Annotated in this window: 19 protein-coding genes; 10 read left to right on the top strand and 9 right to left on the bottom strand. The window is 66.2% G+C overall.

Translation table 11 applies throughout. From position 1 onward, the window contains the following. Positions 1-38 precede the first annotated feature (38 nt). Both BFD71_RS06330 and BFD71_RS06325 read left to right on the top strand, forming a co-directional pair. Positions 39-1,418, top strand: a complete 1,380-nt coding sequence (locus BFD71_RS06330; RefSeq protein ID WP_069262463.1) for an MmgE/PrpD family protein — start codon at positions 39-41, stop codon at positions 1,416-1,418. Then, positions 1,415-2,218, top strand: coding sequence for an HpcH/HpaI aldolase/citrate lyase family protein (locus BFD71_RS06325; protein WP_069262462.1), 804 nt, complete (start codon positions 1,415-1,417; stop codon positions 2,216-2,218). The genes BFD71_RS06330 and BFD71_RS06325 overlap by 4 nt, the downstream gene beginning before the upstream one ends. A gap of 104 nt (positions 2,219-2,322) precedes the next feature. On the opposite strand, the gene BFD71_RS06320 is transcribed toward BFD71_RS06325, so the two are convergent. The 4 genes from BFD71_RS06320 to BFD71_RS06305 all read right to left on the bottom strand — a co-directional run bounded on the left by BFD71_RS06320 (position 2,323) and on the right by BFD71_RS06305 (position 6,186). Further along, a complete protein-coding gene (locus tag BFD71_RS06320) occupies positions 2,323-3,258 on the bottom strand; it encodes an electron transfer flavoprotein subunit alpha/FixB family protein (protein ID WP_069262461.1) in 936 nt (311 codons plus the stop codon). A 14-nt stretch (positions 3,259-3,272) separates the two neighbouring features. Continuing rightward, a complete protein-coding gene (locus BFD71_RS06315) occupies positions 3,273-4,022 on the bottom strand; it encodes an electron transfer flavoprotein subunit beta/FixA family protein (RefSeq protein WP_069262460.1) in 750 nt (249 codons plus the stop codon). Positions 4,023-4,228: 206 nt separating this feature from the next. Further along, positions 4,229-5,221 (bottom strand): hypothetical protein, encoded by a 993-nt coding sequence (locus tag BFD71_RS06310; protein WP_069262459.1) that lies wholly within the window; start codon positions 5,219-5,221, stop codon positions 4,229-4,231. Between the two features lie 347 nt (positions 5,222-5,568). Then, positions 5,569-6,186 carry a LysE/ArgO family amino acid transporter gene (locus tag BFD71_RS06305; protein WP_069262458.1) on the bottom strand — a complete coding sequence of 206 codons (618 nt, stop codon included), beginning with the start codon at positions 6,184-6,186 and terminating at the stop codon, positions 5,569-5,571. 144 nt (positions 6,187-6,330) lie between these two features. Here BFD71_RS06305 and BFD71_RS06300 point away from each other — a divergent pair, with 144 nt between their 5' ends. Beyond that, a complete protein-coding gene (locus BFD71_RS06300) occupies positions 6,331-7,239 on the top strand; it encodes a LysR family transcriptional regulator ArgP (RefSeq protein ID WP_069262457.1) in 909 nt (302 codons plus the stop codon). Positions 7,240-8,001: 762 nt separating this feature from the next. Then, positions 8,002-8,475, top strand: a complete 474-nt coding sequence (locus BFD71_RS06295; protein ID WP_083245099.1) for a DUF3331 domain-containing protein — start codon at positions 8,002-8,004, stop codon at positions 8,473-8,475. A gap of 214 nt (positions 8,476-8,689) precedes the next feature. Here the strand turns inward: BFD71_RS06295 and BFD71_RS06290 are convergent, their stop codons facing one another. Together BFD71_RS06290 and BFD71_RS06285 are read right to left on the bottom strand one after the other, a co-directional pair. After that, a complete protein-coding gene (locus tag BFD71_RS06290) occupies positions 8,690-9,940 on the bottom strand; it encodes an MFS transporter (RefSeq protein ID WP_141710589.1) in 1,251 nt (416 codons plus the stop codon). A gap of 11 nt (positions 9,941-9,951) precedes the next feature. After that, entirely contained in the window at positions 9,952-11,001 is a 1,050-nt protein-coding gene (locus BFD71_RS06285; RefSeq protein WP_069262455.1) for a PRC-barrel domain-containing protein, read from the bottom strand. A 520-nt stretch (positions 11,002-11,521) separates the two neighbouring features. Between BFD71_RS06285 and BFD71_RS06280 the strand changes: the two genes are divergently transcribed. Next, a complete protein-coding gene (locus BFD71_RS06280) occupies positions 11,522-12,925 on the top strand; it encodes an NCS2 family permease (protein WP_083245098.1) in 1,404 nt (467 codons plus the stop codon). 119 nt (positions 12,926-13,044) lie between these two features. Here BFD71_RS06280 and BFD71_RS06275 read toward each other — a convergent pair whose 3' ends face one another. Continuing rightward, positions 13,045-13,440, bottom strand: a complete 396-nt coding sequence (locus BFD71_RS06275; RefSeq protein ID WP_069262454.1) for a hypothetical protein — start codon at positions 13,438-13,440, stop codon at positions 13,045-13,047. A 140-nt stretch (positions 13,441-13,580) separates the two neighbouring features. Here BFD71_RS06275 and BFD71_RS38950 point away from each other — a divergent pair, with 140 nt between their 5' ends. From BFD71_RS38950 to BFD71_RS06265, 3 genes are read left to right on the top strand one after another with little or no spacing between them, the layout of a single operon-like run. Further along, positions 13,581-14,033, top strand: a complete 453-nt coding sequence (locus BFD71_RS38950) for an ArsR/SmtB family transcription factor (RefSeq protein WP_083245097.1) — start codon at positions 13,581-13,583, stop codon at positions 14,031-14,033. Then, positions 13,967-14,371 (top strand): SRPBCC family protein, encoded by a 405-nt coding sequence (locus BFD71_RS06270; RefSeq protein WP_083245139.1) that lies wholly within the window; start codon positions 13,967-13,969, stop codon positions 14,369-14,371. The genes BFD71_RS38950 and BFD71_RS06270 overlap by 67 nt, the downstream gene beginning before the upstream one ends. 35 nt (positions 14,372-14,406) lie before the next feature. Then, complete coding sequence (locus BFD71_RS06265) at positions 14,407-15,147, top strand: DUF899 domain-containing protein (protein ID WP_069262452.1); 741 nt, start codon at positions 14,407-14,409, stop codon at positions 15,145-15,147. 75 nt (positions 15,148-15,222) lie between these two features. On the opposite strand, the gene BFD71_RS06260 is transcribed toward BFD71_RS06265, so the two are convergent. Together BFD71_RS06260 and BFD71_RS06255 are read right to left on the bottom strand one after the other, a co-directional pair. Beyond that, entirely contained in the window at positions 15,223-15,405 is a 183-nt protein-coding gene (locus BFD71_RS06260) for a hypothetical protein (RefSeq protein WP_069262451.1), read from the bottom strand. A gap of 106 nt (positions 15,406-15,511) precedes the next feature. Then, positions 15,512-16,426 (bottom strand): NAD-dependent epimerase/dehydratase family protein, encoded by a 915-nt coding sequence (locus tag BFD71_RS06255; protein WP_069262450.1) that lies wholly within the window; start codon positions 16,424-16,426, stop codon positions 15,512-15,514. Between the two features lie 115 nt (positions 16,427-16,541). Between BFD71_RS06255 and BFD71_RS06250 the strand changes: the two genes are divergently transcribed. Both BFD71_RS06250 and hutH read left to right on the top strand, forming a co-directional pair. Beyond that, the gene (locus tag BFD71_RS06250; protein ID WP_069262915.1) at positions 16,542-17,474 is read left to right on the top strand and encodes a LysR family transcriptional regulator; all 933 of its coding nucleotides are present in this window, start codon (positions 16,542-16,544) and stop codon (positions 17,472-17,474) included. Positions 17,475-17,598: 124 nt separating this feature from the next. Continuing rightward, on the top strand, positions 17,599-18,794 hold a 1,196-nt coding region (gene hutH / locus BFD71_RS06245; protein WP_069262449.1), incomplete at its 3' end, for a histidine ammonia-lyase.

Below are 18,794 nucleotides of genomic sequence, written 5' to 3'. Positions count from 1 at the left end.
TCGCGCTTCGCAAACCGACTCCACTGAACTACGCTGCCATGACAGATCATCCCAGCCGCGCGCTCGCGGCCTTCGCCTCGCAACTGCGCTTCGACGCGATTCCGACTCACGTGGTCGAGCGCGCCGTCAATCTTTACGTGGACTGGCTCGGCTCCGCGCTGGGCGGAAAGGGCGCGCGTCCGGTCGAAACGATTGCGCGCTTCGCACGTGCCGCGCGCGGTGGCACCGGCGCGCAAGGGCCGTGCGACATCATCATCGACCGCACTCGCACCACGGCGTATTTCGCCGCGATGACCAACGGCGCCGCTTCGCATTTCGTCGAGCAGGACGACGTGCACAACGGCTCGGTGCTGCATCCGGCTACTGTCGTGTTTCCGGTGACGCTGGCACTCGCGCAGGCACTGGGCGCCTCGGGACACGAGTTCATCGCGGCCTCGGTGGCGGGTTACGAGGTGGGCATCCGCGTCGGCGAATTCATGGGACGTTCGCACTACAAGATATTTCACACGACTGGTACCGTGGGCACGATCGCGGCTGCCGCGGCCGCAGGTCGTCTGCTCAAGCTCACCCCTGAGCAGATGCTCGACGCATTCGGATCGGCGGGCACGCAGGCGAGCGGCTTGTGGGAGTTCCTGCGCGACGCGGCCGATTCGAAGCAACTGCACACGGCCATGGCGGCTGCGAATGGACTGATGGCCGCCCAGCTCGCGGCGGACGGGTTTCGCGGCGCACAGCGCGTTCTCGAAGGCGCACAGGGCATGGCGGCAGGCATGTCGAGCGACGCCGATCCTGCAAAGCTGGTCGATCGCCTGGGCGAGCGTTGGGCCACGGTCGAAACCTCGTTCAAGTATCACGCGGCGTGCCGTCATACGCATCCGGCCGCTGACGCGCTGCTTTCCGTGATCGAAGCGCACGGTCTGAATCCCGACGATATCGCGAGCGTGACAGCGCATGTGCATCAGGGCGCCATCGACGTGCTCGGCAGCGTGGTCGTGCCGAGCACCGTTCACCAGGCGAAATTCAACATGGGGACGGTGCTCGGACTGGTCGCCTATCGCGGCTATGCAGGCGTGAACGAGTTCGAGCGCGACTCCTCGGCGGACGATATCGCCGCGTTTCGCGAACGCGTGACGATGGCGCTGGACGAGGAAGTGGATCGCGCATATCCCGCCCGCTGGATCGGCAAGGTGAGCGTGACGACGCGCGACGGCCGGACGTTGCAGGGCCGCGTGGACGAGCCGAAGGGCGATCCGGGCAATACGCTCTCGCGCGAGGAGATCGGCGCGAAGTTCGTGCGGCTCGCGGCATTTTCGGGCGCAGCGAGCGAAAGCGATGCGCAGCGTCTGCTCGACGCGGCGTGGGGCATTGCCGAGGCGCAGCGCGTGGGCGCGCTGTTCGGCGAGAGGATGGGTGTATGAGCGCCGTGCTTTCCCGCTCGTATCTCTTCGTACCGGGCAACCGGCCCGAGCGCTTCGAGAAGGCGCGTGGCGCAGGGGCGGATGCCGTGATCTTCGATCTGGAAGATGCGGTTGCGCCGGACCAGAAGGGCGCGGCGCGCGACGCCGTGCTTGTATCGCTGGACCCCGTGCGCCCCGTGTGGGTGCGCGTGAACGGCACCGACACGCCCTGGTTCGCCGATGATGTCGTCGCCCTCGCGGGACACGCGGGCGTGGCGGGCATCATGTTGCCGAAGGCGGAAAGCGCGGAGCAGGTCGCGGCGGTGCGCTCAGGCGCGCACGGCGCGCTGCACGTGTTGCCGATCGTGGAAACGGCGCGCGGTATTGCGGGCCTGGACGCAGTGTGTCGCGCACAAGGCGTGCTGCGCGTCGCGTTCGGCACGCTCGACTTTCAGGTGGATATGGGTATCGACGGCGACGGCGAGGAACTCGACGCGTTCCGTTCGCAGATCGTGCTGGCCTCGCGCCTTGCGGGCATTGCGGCGCCCGTGGACGGTGTTTCGACCGTATTCGACGATGCCGGTCTTCTCGAGCGTGAAGCACGGCGTGGACGGCGATTCGGCTACGGCGGCAAGCTTTGCATTCATCCGAAGCAGATCGAGCCTGTGCATCGCGCGTACGCATGGAGCGAGGCTGAGCGCGCATGGGCGCAGCGCGTGCTCGATGCGGTGCAGGCGAGCGGCGGGGCGGCGGTGGCGCTCGAAGGCAAGATGGTCGACATGCCGGTGATCCTCAAGGCGCGGCGGATTCTGGGTGCTTGAACGCTTGCCGTCGTCGTAGAAGTTGCTGCGATGAAGTCGATAAAGAAGGCGCCTTGTTTTCACAAAGGCGCCTTCCGTTTTTTGCTGCCAGCCTGGCGGCGGTATTAGCCGATTGCCCGAGCGAGTTCCGGTACGGCCGTGAACAGGTCGCCCACGAGGCCGTAGTCGGCCACGCTGAAAATCGGCGCTTCTTCGTCCTTGTTGATCGCGACGATGACCTTCGAGTCCTTCATGCCGGCCAGATGCTGGATCGCACCCGAGATACCGACGGCCACGTACAGCTGCGGCGCGACGATCTTGCCGGTTTGGCCGACCTGATAGTCGTTCGGCACGTAACCAGCATCCACCGCTGCGCGCGAGGCGCCAAGTGCGGCGTTGAGCTTGTCCGCGAGCGGCTCCAGAACCTTGGTGTAGTTCTCGCCGCTGCCCAGACCCCGGCCGCCCGAGACGATGATCTTCGCGCTCGTGAGTTCCGGACGGTCGAGCTTGGTCACTTCGCGGCTCACGAATTGTGAAAGTCCGCTGTCGGCTGCGGCTTCGATCTTTTCGATCGCTGCGTTGCCGCCAACGGCAGCGACTGCATCGAACGCCGTCGAACGGACCGTGATGACCTTGATCGGATCGACCGACTGCACCGTCGCGATTGCATTGCCCGCGTAGACCGGACGCTCGAACGTGTCGGCGCTGTGCACCGCGACGATGTCGCTGATCTGGGCGACGTCGAGCTTCGCGGCAACGCGCGGGGCGACGTTCTTGCCTGCGGCTGTTGCCGGGGCCAGGATGTGCGAGTAGTTCCTTGCGATATTGAGGACCGTCGCTTCGACGTTTTCCGCGAGACCTTGTTCGAGTTGCGGCGCGTCGGCAAGCAGCACCTTTGCGACGCCTCCGATCTGCGCGGCTGCATCGGCAGCGGCCTGTGCGTTGTGGCCCGCAATCAGCACGTGAACGTCGCCGCCAATTATCTGTGCTGCGGCGACCGTGTTCAGCGTTGCAGCCTTGATCGACTGATTGTCGTGTTCAGCAATAACCAGATTCGTCATTTTCGTCTCGCTCCTTACAGCACCTTGGCTTCCGTCTTCAGCTTCTCGACCAGCGTCTTCACGTCCGGCACCTTCACGCCTGCGCTGCGCTTCGGCGGCTCGGCAACCTTCAGCGTCTTCAGACGCGGCGCGACGTCGACACCCAGGTCTTCAGGCTTGAGCGTCTCCAAAGGCTTCTTCTTCGCCTTCATGATGTTCGGCAGCGTGACGTAGCGCGGTTCGTTCAAGCGCAGGTCCGTGGTGACGACCGCGGGTAGCTTGAGCGACAGCGTTTCCGCGCCACCGTCCACTTCGCGCGACACGGTCGCCTTGCCGTCGGCCACGACCACCTTCGAGGCGAACGTCGCTTGCGGCAAGTTTGCCAGCGCAGCGAGCATCTGCCCGGTCTGATTCGAATCGTCATCAATGGCTTGCTTACCGAGGATGATCAGCGACGGCTGTTCCTTGTCGACGAGCGCTTTCAAAAGCTTCGCCACGGCGAGCGGCTGCAGATCGTCGTTCGACTCCACCAGCACGGCACGATCCGCGCCGATAGCGAGGGCCGTGCGCAGCGTTTCCTGGGCCTGCGATACACCGCACGAAACGGCAATGACTTCGGTCGCCACGCCGGCTTCCTTCAGACGCACCGCTTCTTCAACGGCAATTTCATCGAACGGGTTCATCGAAAATTTCACATTGGCGATATCCACCCCCGTGCCGTCCGACTTCACTCGGACCTTCACGTTGTAATCGACCACGCGCTTGACGGGCACCAGAATTTTCAAGCTCTCTCTCCTCGATAGGGGCAATGCTTTCGTCACTGTGACAGACGCGTGAGCTGCGCGGAATTCAGCTTTGCGGAAGGCGTGCTTCGAGCACGCTAAAGCGGCACCGCGCAACCTGCATGGGCGCGAAGCGTCACATGAAAGCAGCGCGCGTCGCAATCGTCCGTTCGAACGAAGCGGCGCGCGTGCAGGGGAAGGGGGGAGCGTCAGTGCTTCTTGTCGCGCACGAAGCGCAGTGCGAAGCGCACGAGCCGCGGCATGGTCACCGGGCGCAGCAGACGCTTGTCGTAGCCCGCAAAGCGCCGCTCGTTCTCGGCGAGACACAGGTGCATGAGTTCCGGTACGCTGATGTCCACGTCCGTCACCTGCTGCGCGCCGTTCATCGTGAAGTTGTTGTCGTGCCGGTGTTCGTTGCCCTCGGCATCCATGGCGCGCGCGAGGCCAACGCGTTCCCACGCCAGAAAGGCCCAGACGCCGGCCACCTTCAACTCGAAGCGAATGCGTTGCCACCAGGTGAGCCGGACTCGGTGCCAGGCCACCCAGTTCGCGAACAGCAGGATATGGCGGCATTCTTCCTGCATGACGGGCTCGAACGTGTCGATGAGTTCGGGCGGAAAGAGGCCCGAGCGTCGCGCCACTTCGAAGAGGCCGAACGCGAAGAAGCTGTCCACGCATTCGCTATAGCCCGTCACGAGGTAGGCCCATTCGGCGTCCTTGGGGTACACGTAGGGCGGCTCGCTCGCGAGCTTGATGCCGTACGCCGCCACCATGCGCGAGAGCACTTCCTTGTGGCGGTTCTCCTCCCACGCGTTGAGTGCGAGCGCGTCGCGCATTACGGCGTCGTCGAGCGAGGCGGCATAGGCGGCCATGCGCAGGCGCGCGCGGCCTTCCGTTTGCACGGCGATGTCCCAGATGGGCAGATCGGTAATGCGCTTGAGCGCCGCGGCTTCGAGCTGCGGCCAATCGAGTACCGAGGGCCGGTAAGGATTGAAGGTCTCGCGGAACATGCGGCACATTTCGTCGCGATGCACGTCGGAGCCCGGCGTGAGCGCACCGGTGACACGGCTCGTCCAGTGGCGCGTGTTGCGCTCGGCGGCGTCGAGCGTTTCGCGGTCCGGACGCTCGACGGGCAGCGCTGGCGCGTGGAAGCCGGGAATCAGTTGCGACGCATCGAAGGCGTCGAGGATCAGGTCGTCCATCTCGCTGTTCTTTTGCTGGCGGCAAAGGCACGCAGTGCAGAAGAGATTGCAGTCGTCGCAAGAGCTTACTTCGAACCGGCGCGATGCGCGATGAGCGCGACGTGCCGTCGAATCGTTAGCTATCGTTCAGACGTCGCGCGAGAAGGCCGACTGCCGCTTCCGATCGAGTCTGTCTCGTTCGGCGCAATAACGGGCCGCTCCATATCGAATCGTTGAACAATCGCGGCGCGAACGAGCGGGCCTGAGCATGGCGGTGCGGCACGCTTGCCGCGTGGGGTAGCGGGTCGTCATGGAAAACGCGGCACACGCGGCAAGTGCGCTCGCCGCGCATCGCGCTTTCGTGGACGTCAACGCAATTGCGCAAAGGCGATCAACAGCACCATCCCGCCGATAGCGCCGTCGAGCACGCGCCATGCACCCGCACGCCGGAACAGCGGCGCAAGCACGCGTGCGCCGTAGCCGAGCGCGACGAACCACACCGCGCTCACGGACATCGCGCCGATCGCGAAGGCGAGGCGGCTGCCTTGCGGTTCTCTCGCGCCAGCCGTGCCGATCAGCAGGAAGGTGTCGAGATACACGTGCGGATTGAGCCAGGTGAACGCGAGCGTCATGAGGATGATCGGCCAGGCGCGCTGTTCGGGCGCATCCGCCGCGGCATGGCTGTCCAGCACCGCGTGCGACGGGCGCACCGCACGGCGCAGCGCGCCGATGCCGAACCACACGAGCCAGACGAGCCCCACGTACAGCACGATGTGCACGAAGGTCGGATAGCGCTCGACGAGCGCCGAAGCGCCGCCTACCCCCGCGCCGATCAGCACGAAATCGGACAGTGTGCAGAGCAGGACGATCTTGCCGACGTGCGAGCGCAGGATGCCCTGACGCAGCACGAACGCATTCTGTGCGCCGATCGTGACGATGAGCGAGGCGCAGAGCGCCGCGCCGTGAGTGAAAGCGAGCCAGTTCATGACGGTTGCGAAGAAAGTAGGCGCCGCGGGCGGCGCGGTGCGCAGCGCCTGCGGTCATTGGACATCGACAGGGAATGGCGTTAGTCTGCCGCCAGGAGCCGCATAAGCAAAGCTCATTTTCATTAACCGGATTAAGGAACGCTAATGCTCGACTATGCCTTGCTCGATGCGCTCGCCGCCGTCGTGCGGCATGGTTCATTCGATCGCGCCGCGGGCGCACTCAACGTTACGCCCTCGGCGGTTTCGCAGCGCGTGAAGCTGCTGGAGGAGCGCGTGGGCACTGTGCTAGTGAAGCGCGGCCAGCCTTGTGTCGCGACGGCTTCCGGCGCGCTGCTGTGCCGTCACACGGAGCGCGTGCAATTGCTCGAGGCGGAGCTGGGCGGGGCGATGCCGACCTTCACGAGCGCGCTGGGGGCGGCGCGGCCGACGCTACGGGTGGCCGTGAACGACGACAGCGTGGGTACCTGGTTCATCGACGCCGTGGCGGGCTTCTGCGTCGAGCGCGGCGTTCTGCTCGATCTCGTGATCGACGACCAGGATCACACCGCGCAACGCATGCGCGACGGGAGCGTGCAGGGCGCCGTCACGACGCAGGCCGAGCCCGTGCAGGGCTGCCGCTCGACGCGCCTCGGGCGCATGCGCTACCTCGCGGTGTGCTCGCCGGCGTTCTTCGAGCGGCATTTCGCGCAAGGGGTGACGCGCGACACGCTGCGCCACGCGCCGTGCGTCGAGTTCAATCCCAAGGATCAACTGCAAAAGCGCTTCATTCGCCGCATCACGCGCGCGCAGATCGACGCGCCGCTGCACTGGATTCCTCATGTGGCCGGGTTTCTGCGCTGCTGCCTGAACGGTCTGGGCTGGGGCATGTGCCCGGAGCGCATGATCGCGCCGCATCTCGCGCGTGGCGAACTCGTCGAGCTTACGCCCGGCCGCGCGCTCGACGTCGAACTGTACTGGCAAAGCTGGCGGCTTTCCATTGGCTGGCTCGACGACTTCGGCGCCATGCTCAAGGTGCGCGCCGGCGAATTTCTCGATCAGGGCCGCGGGACATAAGATGCGCGCCGCGCGATAGCTTCATTCGTTTGTCTTTATCCACGGATTCAATGGTGGATTAGTGTGCTGACTTTCGGTGCGCACGACAGGGCTCGTAACATCACCGTTTTGTTGCTATTTCTCTCCTGCGAGTTGCACAATGTCAGCATTGGGTCGCGGCAATGCATCTAAAGCAATATCCGAAATCCATTAATTGCTTTTCGAATAGTGGAATGCTTCGATATTCTATGGGTGTGGAGAATGCAAGCTTCGTGCGAGAATTTCGCGTCCAATAGACTGACGTTTAGTATGTGATATGTCTGATGCACCAATGTCGAATAGATGCATTGCGTTTCATTGATCGGTCACGTCCCGTGTGTAAGAGTGGAGCCGTCGCGATGCCGGTAAAGACCGCGAGACCGGCCATGGGCGGGCATTTCGGGCTTTATGCGCGCGCGTGGCGCAGCGGGCGGTGTAACAATTCAGTTATGTGGAAAGTCGCGCGACGCGTGACATCCAGGCCTGAAACCGGTTATTTTTTCCGCAGTGAGATTGTTAAGTATCATCAAATCGGCAAAAAAGTTCACGGATGTAAAGAAACCAACATTGGAGGCGTACAGCCGGAACTGAAAGCTCTGCCGTCTCGTCTTTTGCGTTTCGCATTATCGTGTGAAAATTGCGTTTTTCCTGTGGATTGCGAGTTGGACACGCTATAATCCGGACGTGGCAGAGTGCTTATTCGACCGGCATATTTGAATCGTTTCCACGTGCACGAGGTGCATTATGACGAAATTAGATACCGGCAGCGTTTGGCAACAAACCATTGACCTTCTGTCCGCGGCTTCCGAGCCGTTAAGCCTGGACGGCGAATTCGAAGGCGGCAGAAGCTGCAAACCGGTACCCATCACACGCGGCGCATCGGAGGCGGCGAACCGGCGGCGTGCCACCGTCCGTTCGTGGGATGCGCAGGGCATCACGTTGATCCGGCGGCATGATCCGGACAGCATCACCGTTTGCTGGAGCGACGCCACCTATGGCCGTTACTCCGACCAGTTGTGGCGGGTCTGCACGGCGCGCCGCAGCGCCGTTTGTGCGCTGACCGGCGAGAAGATCCGCCGCGGCGACGCGGTGTTCCGGCCGAGCCCCAATCGCCGTCACCGCCCGGCCAATGCCGACGCGATGATCCTCGCGAGCAAGCTCGACAACCTGCCCAACGCCGTGGTCGCGGCGCGTCTGGACGAGGCGCTGGCCGCCTGAGCGGCGTCCCAGGGCGCACCGGTCGCCCGCGCGGGTATGCCACCCGCCGCTCACATGCCACGTGGCTGGTCACACCTCGTCATGCTCATGTCATGAACTGCACAAGAACAAAACGGCGCCTCAAGGGCGCCGTTGTTCGTTTGCAGGGTGAAAGGCGGGTCGCCGCCATCCGTCGGCGCAGGCGCAACCGGCGCCCGCCCCGGCGGCGCACCGCTCACACGGTGGCGTCGCGGGCGTTTTCCTCTTCGAGCGCGTCGCGCGTCTCGGGCATCGCAAGCCAAACCAGCAGCACGGCGGCGGCGCCCGCGCTCGCGAGCGCGAGGAAGCTCACCGTATTGCCCAGGTGATCGGCGATAAAGCCGGCAAGGGCCGTCGAAAGCGTCGCCCCGATCCCCGCCGACAGTCCGAAGAGCCCGATACACAGGTTGTAGCGGCCCTTGCCCCCCGCCACGTCGGCGGCGATGAGCGGCAGCATCACGCCGAACACGGCGGCCGACAGGCCGTCGAGCATCTGCACCGGGACGAGGAAGTAGGGGTTGCCCACGGCGGCGAACAGCAGCGCCCGCAGCGGCAGCGCGCAAAAGCCCAGAATCAGCACGGGGCGGCGCCCCCAGGCCTGCGCGGTGCGGCCGACCCAGGGTGACATCAACGCGACGATGGCTTGCGGCACGATGATGCACGCCGCGATCACGAGCTGAACGTTGTCGCCCATGCCGGCCGTCACTTCGCCGGCGGCGAGGTTGAGCATCGCGGCGTTCGAGAGGTGGAACAGCACCACACAGGCCGCGAAGGTCAGCATGCGCCGGTCGCGCAGCAGGTCGAGGATCGTTTCGCGCGGTTCGCCGGCAACTGCCGCGGCGGCCTTGCCGGGCCTGGCCGCGGGTTTGGCGTAGGCGGCGTTCTGGTCGTACTCGATCATCGCGAGCGCGACGAGCGCGGGCAACGCGAGCGCAGCCGTCAGCCAGAACACGGAGCGCGGCGACCAGTACTCGCCGCAGAGGCCCATCAGGCCGGCGGCCACCGCGCTGCCGATCGAGGCCCAGCGCGCGTTGCGGCCAAGCCGGTCGCCCAGGTTCTGGCGACCCACCAGCGCGAGGGCGAGCGCCGCCATGGCCGGCACGAGCATGCAGCTGGCGAAGCCGTGGAAGACCTCGGCGGCCATCACCGCCACGACGGTCGGGCTCGCGGCGAGCAGGACGGCAGAGATGATGATCGCGATGATCGCCCACGCGGCGGCGGCCTTCTTGTTGCGCAGGGCGTCCACAGCGGCGCCGCCCGGCACCTGGCTCACCATCGCGCTGATCGTGCCCACCGAAAGCGCCAGGCCGATCTCGCCCTGGGTCCACTTGTGCGATGCCAGATACGACGCAATGAACGGCCCGAAGCCCGTCTGTACGTTCGCCACGAAGAAGTTCAGCCAGTCGAGCGCGCGCACGCTGCGCTGGCCTGGATTGGGTTGTTGCATGGTGCCGTCCGTCATTTGGCACCGTGGGCATTGGCCGCCGAGGCGACGGGCGATGCAGCGGGCGCGGCTTGCGCAGCCGAAGCAGCCGAAGTGGCGGAAGCGGCCGAAGCGGCCGGGGCCGGCGGCGGGGCGGCGGGCGTGACCGCGTGCACCGGCTGGTCGGGTGCGTAGGGCGGCGAGGCATCCACCTGCTGGTCGCTCATTTCGAGCTGCGCTTCGAGCGTGTTGTTCTTCGTGACGAAGTGCAGCGCCGACCAGTCGGCCGCGATCGTATGACGTTTCTCGAGCGTGCCGCTCACGTCGAGCACGACGGCCTGCGGGGCGGCGCTGCCGTCGAGCAGCACGTCGACGACGCGGCCGACCTTGCCGCCGTTGGCGCGTTCCACGTCCGCGTCGAGCATGGGCAAGCGCGTCGCGCTCGCCTCGGGGTTGCCGGGCTGCGGCGCACCGGCCTTGGGCCGGTCGGGAACCTGCAGCTGGCTGGCCGGCAGGGCGAGCGTGATGGCGGGCGTTTTCGCCTGGGTATTCACGCGCACACCACTCCACGGGAAGTTGGCCTTGCGGTCGCCAATGCCCATGAAGCCCTGCAGGTTCACCACGACGTCGACGGGCTTGCCGCCGGGGCCCGTGACCATGTCGACGGCGCGGCCCACGACCTTGCCGTCGGTCTTTTGCACTTCGCTGTCGAGCAGCGTGCGGAAGGTGCCGCGCTCGAGCGTGCGCACCTGCACGAGGGGCGCTGGGGGCGGCGCCGGCGGGGCGCTGGCGGGCGCGGGCGGCGCCGGCGCGGGACGGCGGCGGTGCACCGGCGCGGGGCGCGGCTTCTTCGGCGCCGGCTTCGCCGTGCTCCCCGCTTCCGGCTCGCTCGCCATCTCGGGCGCGGATGCGGCCTCGGGCTCGCTCGCGGCCGGCTCGGGCTCCGTGGCTACGGGCGCTTCCGGCTCGGGCGGCGGGGCCGGCCGGAACAGGCTGCAGCCCGAGAGCGTGAGCAGCATCAGCAGCGTAAGGGCGTACGGGAAGTGAAAAACGGGACGTGCGCAACGCAGGAAGCCGCGTCTCATCTACTGAAACTCCTTGGAGCAGCCGTCGCGACGCGCGCGCGGCAGGGGGAAACCGGGTCGGGATGCGTGAGTGTAACCCGCGCACCGGCCCGATCCGCTTAATGACGGCGTCAAGGCGACCAGCGTGGGCGGCCAGCGTGGGCGGCCGGCTGGTCGACTCGCCGCAAGCGCCGCGCCGGGACGATCGCGCGTCGTCATACGAAACCGGCCCCGGTGCGCGCGGCAACGGCCCGCTTCACGCCCAGGTGTAAACGCGGGGCCGGCCTCCGCGCCGTGCCTGTCCACGGGCATATAAGCATCGCGGCATGAACGCAATGCGATTCGTGCGATGGGAGCGCAAATCGTGTTCGCCTAACCTTCGCTCCATCCATAAGAGATGTCAAAACGATGAGCGCCTGGAAGTAGAAGAAGGCGCCGGCAACGCGTCGACACGACTAATTCAATTCGAGACGAACCTGATGACGGATCGGGCTGGTGAGCCGTGAACCGTTTCAGCATGCTGATAAAGGAGGCACTCACCATGATCGAACCCCACGCGCAGCCGCTCGCCGGTGCGACCGCCGCCGAAGTCGAGTCCCCGGATTCATTGGGCCCGGCCTCGGGTTTCATCGACCGTTATTTCGACATTGCCGAGCGCGGCAGCTCGCTGCGTCAGGAGACGATTGCGGGCGTCACCACCTTCCTCGCGATGGTCTATTCCGTGTTCGTCGTGCCGGGCATGCTCGGCAAGGCGGGCTTCGACACCAGCGCCGTGTTCGTGGCCGTGTGCCTGACCACGGCGTTCGGCTCGCTGCTCATGGGCCTGTGGGCGCGCCTGCCGATCGCCATCGGCTGCGCCATTTCGCTGACGGCGTTCACCGCCTTCGGCCTCGTGCTCGGCAAGGGCCTGAAGCCCGAAGTCGCGCTCGGCGCGGTGTTCCTCATGGGCCTCGTGTTCACGGGCATTTCGGTGACGGGCGTGCGCTCGTGGATCCTGCGCAACCTGCCGCACGGCATCGCGCATGGGACGGGCATCGGCATTGGCCTCTTCCTGCTGCTGATCGCCGCCAATGACGTGGGCCTCGTGGTCAAGAATCCGGGCGCGGGCCTGCCGGTCTCGCTCGGCCATATCACCTCGCTGCCCGTGATGCTTTCCGTGGTCGGCCTCGCCGCGATCTTCGGCCTCGTGCGCCGCCGCGTGCCGGGCTCGATCCTGATCGTGATCGTCGCGATCTCCGCGCTCGGTCTCGCCATCGATCCGGCCGTGAGCTTTCATGGCGTGTTCGCGTGGCCTTCGCTGTCGGCGCCGGGCCATGCCTCGCTGATCGGCGCGATGGACATCAAGGGCGCGCTCTCGCTCGCCGTGCTGCCGAGCGTGCTGGCGCTCGTGATGACGGCCGTGTTCGACGCGACCGGCACGATCCGCGCCGTGGCAGGGCAGGCGGGCCAGCTCGACGCGAACGGGCGCATCGTCAACGGCGGGCGCGCGCTCACGGCCGACTCGGTCAGCTCGATCTTCTCGGGCTTCCTGGGCGGCGCGCCGGCGGCGGCCTATATCGAATCGACGGTGGGCGTGGCCGCGGGCGCGAAGACGGGCCTAGCCGCCGCCACGGTAGGCGTGCTGTTCCTCGCGGTGATGTTCTTCGCGCCGCTCGCGGGCCTCGTGCCCTCGTATGCGACGGCGCCCGCGCTGATGTACGTCGGCCTCATGATGCTCTCGAGCGTGAGCCGCCTCGACATGGCCGATATGGTCGACGCGATGTCGGGCCTCGTATGCGCCGTGTTCATCGTGCTTACGGCGAACATCGTCACGGGCATCATGCTGGGCTTCTGCACTCTCGTGATCGGCCGCGTGGTGAGCGGCGAGATCCGCAAGCTGAACGTGGGCACGGTGGTGATCGCCGGCGTGCTGGCCGCGTTCTACCTGGGCGGCTGGGCCATCTGATCATCGGATGACCCGGTCATTCGCCCGGCGGCCATGGCGGCCCGCCCGGCGGCTGCACGGCCCGCGTCGCTTCACGGCGGCGCGGGCCGTGTGGCTTTTGCGCGCTATGTTCCGGCGCGCTACCCGGGCAGCACGCTGTTGCGAGCCTTGGCCGCTTTGCGCCGCTTGCGTGGCTTGGGCTTCACGCCAATGCGCGGGTCGCGCGCGAGGACGAGCGCGCTCAACTGCGCGGCCGTGTCTTCGAACGCGGCATCGGCTTGCGGCACATAGAGCCATTTGCCGAGCACGGGGTGCACTCGCAACGCCGGCATCGCTTCGATGAGCGACGCATGGTTTTCCCGCGACGTGCAGACCAGCACGCCGTTGAAGGGCGGGTCGCGGTCGGCGGCCACGAGGCACAGCAGGCCGTCGAGATAGGCGGCGTCGCAGCCGAACATCGGCTTGCGGATATAGCCGGCCTCGCGCTCGAAGGCGTCGAAGATCCAGAGCAGTGAGTTGCGGATTTTGGACGGCATGGCGTGACGTGGCGGAGAGAGCGGGGCGCGGCGCGCAGAAATCGCCATTCTAGTGGCGCCGATGCGGCCGTGCGCACCGCCGCTCGCGGACGACTTACGCATGTCTTGACATCGCTCGCTCGTCGTCTATGCTAAACCACATGGTTAAGTATGAAGACGCCACCCTCGACCGCACCTTCGCGGCGCTCGCCGATCCCACGCGGCGCGCGCTGCTGGCGCGCCTCGCGCAGCACGATGACCTCTCGGTGAGCGCGCTCGCACAGCCATTTGCGATGTCGCTGCCCGCGGTCATGAAGCATCTGGACGTTCTCGCTCAGGCGGGCCTCGTCACGCGCGCGAAGACCGGCCGCACCGTGGCGTGCCGGCTCGCCGCCGGGCCGATGGAGGACGCGATGCAGTGGCTCGCGCACTATCAACGCTTCTGGAGTGAAACGCTCGATCGACTCGCCGCTTTCGTGGAGGAAGATGCATGTCTACCCAACCCGCAGCCGGACCTGGCAACGCCCCGCAAGCTCCCAGCCTCACCATCCGGCGACGTCTCAACGCCACGGCCGCGAAGGTCTACGCGGCGTGGACGCAGCCGTCGCAACTGATGCGCTGGATGCACCCGTTCGATACCACCTGCATTCACGCCGAAGCCGACGTGCGCGAGGGCGGGCGCTTTCGCGTGATCATGCGCGGTGCGAACGGCGAAGACCACGATGTGAGCGGCACGTATCTCGAAGTCGTGCCCGACGAAAAGCTCGTCTTCACGTGGGCGTGGCGCAGCACACCGGAGCGCGAGTCGCTCGTCACGGTGACGCTGCGCGCCGACGGGTCCGCCACCGACCTCACGCTCGAGCACGAACGCTTCTTCGACGAGGCGGCGCGCGACTCGCACAACGAGGGCTGGACGAGTTCGATCGATCAACTGGTGGCGCTGTTCGACTGAACGGCGCTCATTCAAGCGCACGGAGGAATCGAAAGATGGAATCGCACAAGATCGTTTCGCAGACCGAATGGCTGCAGGCCCGTAAGGCGCTTCTCGCCGAAGAGCGCGCCTTCACGCACGCACGCGACGCGCTGGTGGCCAAGCGCCAGGCACTGCCGTGGGTGAAGGTCGAGAAGACCTATACATTCGAGACACCGCAAGGCCCGCGCACGCTTGCGCAGCTATTCGGGCCGCGCAGCCAGCTGATCATTTACCACTTCATGCTCGGGCCGGAGTGGGAAGAGGGGTGCCCGGGCTGCTCGTTCCTTTCCGATCACGTGGACGGCATGCTGCCGCATCTGGAGCATCACGACGTGACTTACGTGGCCGTTTCGCGCGCGCCGCTCGCGCAGATCGAAGCGTTCAAACAACGCATGGGCTGGCGTTTTCCGTGGGTTTCGTCGCATGCGAGCGACTTCAACTTCGACTATCACGTATCGTTCAGCGAAGCCGACAAGGCGCGCGGCAAGGCGATCTACAACTACATCGAGCAGGACTACATGAGCGACGAACTGCCCGGCGTCAGCGCGTTTTATCGCGACGAAGCGGGCAACGTGTATCACACGTATTCGACCTACGCGCGCGGTGGGGAGATGTTGATCGGCACCTATGCGATGCTGGAGTTGACCGCAAAGGGACGCAACGAAGAGAAGGACATGCGCGAGTGGATGCGCCACCACGATCGCTATGACGACGCGCCCGCGCCGGAGTCGTGCTGTGCGCACGAGAAGCAGTAGATGCGCTGGGCGGACAGTCGTTAGCGCAACGAAAGAAAGCGGCGCCGGTCGCGAATGAATCGTGAAAAGAGCGCGTTACAGCGACATGTCGAACGCGGGGCGCAGCAGGACTTCGATCGCCATCACGACGAGTCCCATCGCGCCGGCGGCGAGCGTCAGCGTGCCATATTCGTCGTAGCGCGTGTCGTAGAGGCACGCGACGATGAACAGGATGGCCAGCAGGTTGGTTAGCCAGTAGAAGTTCAGCGCGAGGAGCATCGGCGTATCCGGTACCGGCGGGCAGCGCGCCGGCGGCGAGTGCAAGACGCTCGGATTCTAGCGGAGCGACCTTACGGATACGCAACAATTAGGTGCGCTACAACACTTATTTTTGCGCGATCGGCGCTTTTAGCATCTCGTTGCGGATCCAGTCCGTGACCGAGGTGCGCCGCGGTTGCCAGCCGAGCAGCGTGCGGGCGCGCTCGCCGCGCACGCGGCTGTTCGAGCCGAGGCCGTAGGACGCCATTTCGTAGCCCCATTCTTCGATCGCGGCTTCGAGCGGCCAGTCCTGCGGCGCGCCCAGACCCATCACGTCGGCGAGCGCCGTGGTCATGTCGCGGAAGTTCGCTTCGCCGCTTTCCACGAAGTAGAACGTGCCCGCGGGCGTGTTTTCGAGCGCGAGGCGATAGAGTTCGGCGACGTCGTCGACATGCACGTTCGACCAGATGTTCAGTCCGCGCCCCACGTGACGCATCACGCCGCTCTTCCGCGCCTGGCGGACGAGCCGCGGCAACTGCACGCTCGCGGCGCCCGGCACCGCGCCCACGCCATAGATCAGCGTGTTGCAGAGCACGGCACTCTTCACGCCGCGCGCGGCGGCCGCGAGCACGAGATTGTCGATCGCCACGCGCGGCGCCTTGTCGGCGGTCGGCTCGGGCAGGGCGTCTTCGCGATAGATGTGCGCGGTCGCCTCGCCGCCCGACGCGTCGCCCACGATGCTCGATCCGCTCGTATGCAGGAGTGTCTTGCCGGAGCCTTCGAGCGCGTCGATGAGCGCCTCGACCGCACCGCGGTGGTCGCTGCTCGCCGCGTTGATCACGGCGTCGGCGTCGCGTGCTTGCCCCATTAGCGTCGCGCGGTCGTCGAGATCGCCCTGTACGGGCGTGATGCCGAGCTTTTCGAGGTCGGCGAACTGCTCGGGCCTGCGCACGAGACCGCGCACCGTGTGGCCCGCGCGCACGAGATGCGCCGCGATCGAGCCGCCGATAAATCCGCCTGCGCCTGTCACGAAGACTTTCATGAGTGGCTCCTGATCCTGTCTTGATTGCGATGGAAGCCAGTATCGGGGCATCCGGGTTTTGCAAAAACCGTGTTAGTCTCAAATGAATATTGACTGCGGATCAAGAATGTCCACGATGAAGACGTCGACCGACGAACTGCTCGTATTCGTCACCGTGATCGATGCGGGGTCGATTACCGCCGCGGCCGAAAAGCTCGAGCAGACCGTCTCGGGCGTGAGCCGCGCGCTGACGCGGCTCGAAAAGCAGCTCGGTGTCGCGCTGATCCTGCGCACCACGCGGCGCCTGCAACTCACCGAAGAGGGCGAGCTGTTCCTCGATCGCGCTCGCACGATTCTCGCGGCGCTGGCGGACGCCGAGGAGGCCGTCACGCGCCACCGCGAGCGTCCCTCCGGGCGGTTGCGCGTGGATGCGGCCACGCCGTTCATGCTTCACTGCATCGTGCCGCACGTCGCGGCATTCGCCGACGCTTACCCCGAGATCGAACTCGAACTCACGAACAACGAGCGCATCGTCGATTTGCTGGAGCAGCGCGTGGATATCGCCATTCGCATCGGCACGCTGCAGGACTCCACGCTGCACGCGCGCTCGCTCGGCACGAGCCGTTTGCGCATCGTCGCGAGTCCCGGCTATCTCGCGGCACACGGCACGCCGCGCAGCGTGGCCGCGTTGCGCGAGCATCGGCTGATCGGCTTTACGGCGCCCGCGCATCTGAACGGCTGGCCGCTGCGGCTGGCGGCCGGCGACGAAACGCACACGGCCGCAAAGACCCAGGCGACCGAGCCCGGCTACACGATCGCGCCCGCGCTTTTGGCCTCGAGCGGCGAGACGATCCGCCAGCTCGCGCTCGCCGGCAGCGGCATTGCGTGCCTCTCCGACTTCCTCACGACGGCCGACCGCGAGGCGGGCCGCCTCGTCACCGTGGTCGACGACGCGCTGATCGAATCGCGCCAGCCGATCCACGCGGTCTACTACCGCAGTGCGGCGCTCGCCGCACGCGTGCAATGCTTTCTCGCGTTTATCGGGGGCAGGCTGCAACTCGACGCGTGACGGGCGCCGGCGGCGCTCTCGTGGATAATCCCAGGCTACACGGGCCGCAAAGGGGAGTTGTATAGACAGGCGCGCCAGGCTAGACTTCGGCCACTTTCGCGACTTGTATAGACAGGATTCGACCATGCTCCCCACCCTTCGCCTCACGCCCGGCCATCTGACCCTGCCCCACCTGCGCCAGATCGCGCGCGAGGCAGTGCGGCTCGAGCTCGATCCGGCCAGCTTCACGGCCATCGACGCTGGCGCACGCGCCGTTGCCGAGATCACGGCGAAGGGCGAGCCCGCCTACGGCATCAATACGGGCTTCGGGCGTCTCGCGAGCACGCATATCCCGAGCGACCAGCTCGAACTGCTGCAACGCAATCTGGTGCTCTCGCACGCCGTGGGCGTGGGCGAGCCGATGTCGCGCCCGGTCGTGCGTCTGCTCATGGCGCTGAAGCTGTCGAGCCTGGGCCGGGGCTATTCGGGCATCCGCCGCGAAGTGATGGACGCGCTCATCACGCTGTTCAACGCCGACGTGCTGCCGCTCATTCCCATGAAGGGCTCGGTGGGCGCCTCGGGCGACCTCGCGCCGCTCGCGCATATGTCGGCGGTGCTGCTCGGCATCGGCGAAGTGTTCATCCGCGGCGAGCGCGCCAGCGCCGAAGCCGGTCTCGCGGCTGCGGGCCTCAAGCCGCTCGCGCTGCAGGCCAAGGAAGGTCTCGCGCTGCTCAACGGCACGCAGGCTTCGGCCGCGCTTGCGATCTACAACATGTTCGCGATCGAGGACCTCTACCGCACGGCACTCGTCTCGGGCGCGCTCTGCGTGGACGCGGCGGCAGGTTCGGTGAAGCCGTTCGACGCGCGCATTCACGAACTGCGCGGCCATCGCGGCCAGATCGAGGCGGCCGCGGCCTATCGCACGCTGCTCGAAGGCTCGGCGATCAACCTCTCGCACCGCGATTGCGGCAAGGTCCAGGACCCGTACTCGCTGCGCTGCCAGCCGCAGGTGATGGGCGCATGTCTCGACCAGATGCGTCACGCGGCGCAAGTACTGCTCATCGAAGCGAACGCGGTGTCGGACAATCCGCTGATCTTTCCGGAAACGAACGAAGTGCTCTCGGGCGGCAACTTCCACGCGGAGCCGGTGGCCTTCGCTGCCGACAATCTCGCGCTGGCCGCGGCCGAAATCGGCGCGCTGGCCGAGCGCCGCATCGCGCTGCTCATCGACGCCACGCTCTCGGGCCTGCCGCCTTTCCTCGTGAAGGACGGCGGGGTGAATTCGGGCTTCATGATCGCGCACGTCACGGCGGCCGCACTGGCGTCGGAAAACAAGACGCT

It is taken from the genome of Paraburkholderia nodosa (assembly GCF_001718195.1).
In the GTDB taxonomy this organism is placed as follows: Bacteria; Pseudomonadota; Gammaproteobacteria; order Burkholderiales; family Burkholderiaceae; genus Paraburkholderia; species Paraburkholderia nodosa_A.
Note: the sequence above shows the minus strand (reverse complement) of the source record. Positions and strands in the feature narration are given on the sequence as shown.

Coding starts and splice junctions, on each gene's coding strand:
- BFD71_RS06290 (WP_141710589.1), bottom strand. CDS start 9,940: ATGCAACAACCCAATCCAGGCCAGCGCAGCGTGCGCGCGCTCGACTGG.
- BFD71_RS06300 (WP_069262457.1), top strand. CDS start 6,331: ATGCTCGACTATGCCTTGCTCGATGCGCTCGCCGCCGTCGTGCGGCAT.
- BFD71_RS06265 (WP_069262452.1), top strand. CDS start 14,407: ATGGAATCGCACAAGATCGTTTCGCAGACCGAATGGCTGCAGGCCCGT.
- BFD71_RS06280 (WP_083245098.1), top strand. CDS start 11,522: ATGATCGAACCCCACGCGCAGCCGCTCGCCGGTGCGACCGCCGCCGAA.
- BFD71_RS06330 (WP_069262463.1), top strand. CDS start 39: ATGACAGATCATCCCAGCCGCGCGCTCGCGGCCTTCGCCTCGCAACTG.
- BFD71_RS06285 (WP_069262455.1), bottom strand. CDS start 11,001: ATGAGACGCGGCTTCCTGCGTTGCGCACGTCCCGTTTTTCACTTCCCG.
- BFD71_RS06260 (WP_069262451.1), bottom strand. CDS start 15,405: ATGCTCCTCGCGCTGAACTTCTACTGGCTAACCAACCTGCTGGCCATC.
- BFD71_RS06295 (WP_083245099.1), top strand. CDS start 8,002: ATGACGAAATTAGATACCGGCAGCGTTTGGCAACAAACCATTGACCTT.
- BFD71_RS06275 (WP_069262454.1), bottom strand. CDS start 13,440: ATGCCGTCCAAAATCCGCAACTCACTGCTCTGGATCTTCGACGCCTTC.
- BFD71_RS38950 (WP_083245097.1), top strand. CDS start 13,581: ATGGTTAAGTATGAAGACGCCACCCTCGACCGCACCTTCGCGGCGCTC.
- BFD71_RS06325 (WP_069262462.1), top strand. CDS start 1,415: ATGAGCGCCGTGCTTTCCCGCTCGTATCTCTTCGTACCGGGCAACCGG.
- BFD71_RS06310 (WP_069262459.1), bottom strand. CDS start 5,221: ATGGACGACCTGATCCTCGACGCCTTCGATGCGTCGCAACTGATTCCC.
- BFD71_RS06320 (WP_069262461.1), bottom strand. CDS start 3,258: ATGACGAATCTGGTTATTGCTGAACACGACAATCAGTCGATCAAGGCT.
- BFD71_RS06305 (WP_069262458.1), bottom strand. CDS start 6,186: ATGAACTGGCTCGCTTTCACTCACGGCGCGGCGCTCTGCGCCTCGCTC.
- BFD71_RS06255 (WP_069262450.1), bottom strand. CDS start 16,426: ATGAAAGTCTTCGTGACAGGCGCAGGCGGATTTATCGGCGGCTCGATC.
- BFD71_RS06250 (WP_069262915.1), top strand. CDS start 16,542: ATGAAGACGTCGACCGACGAACTGCTCGTATTCGTCACCGTGATCGAT.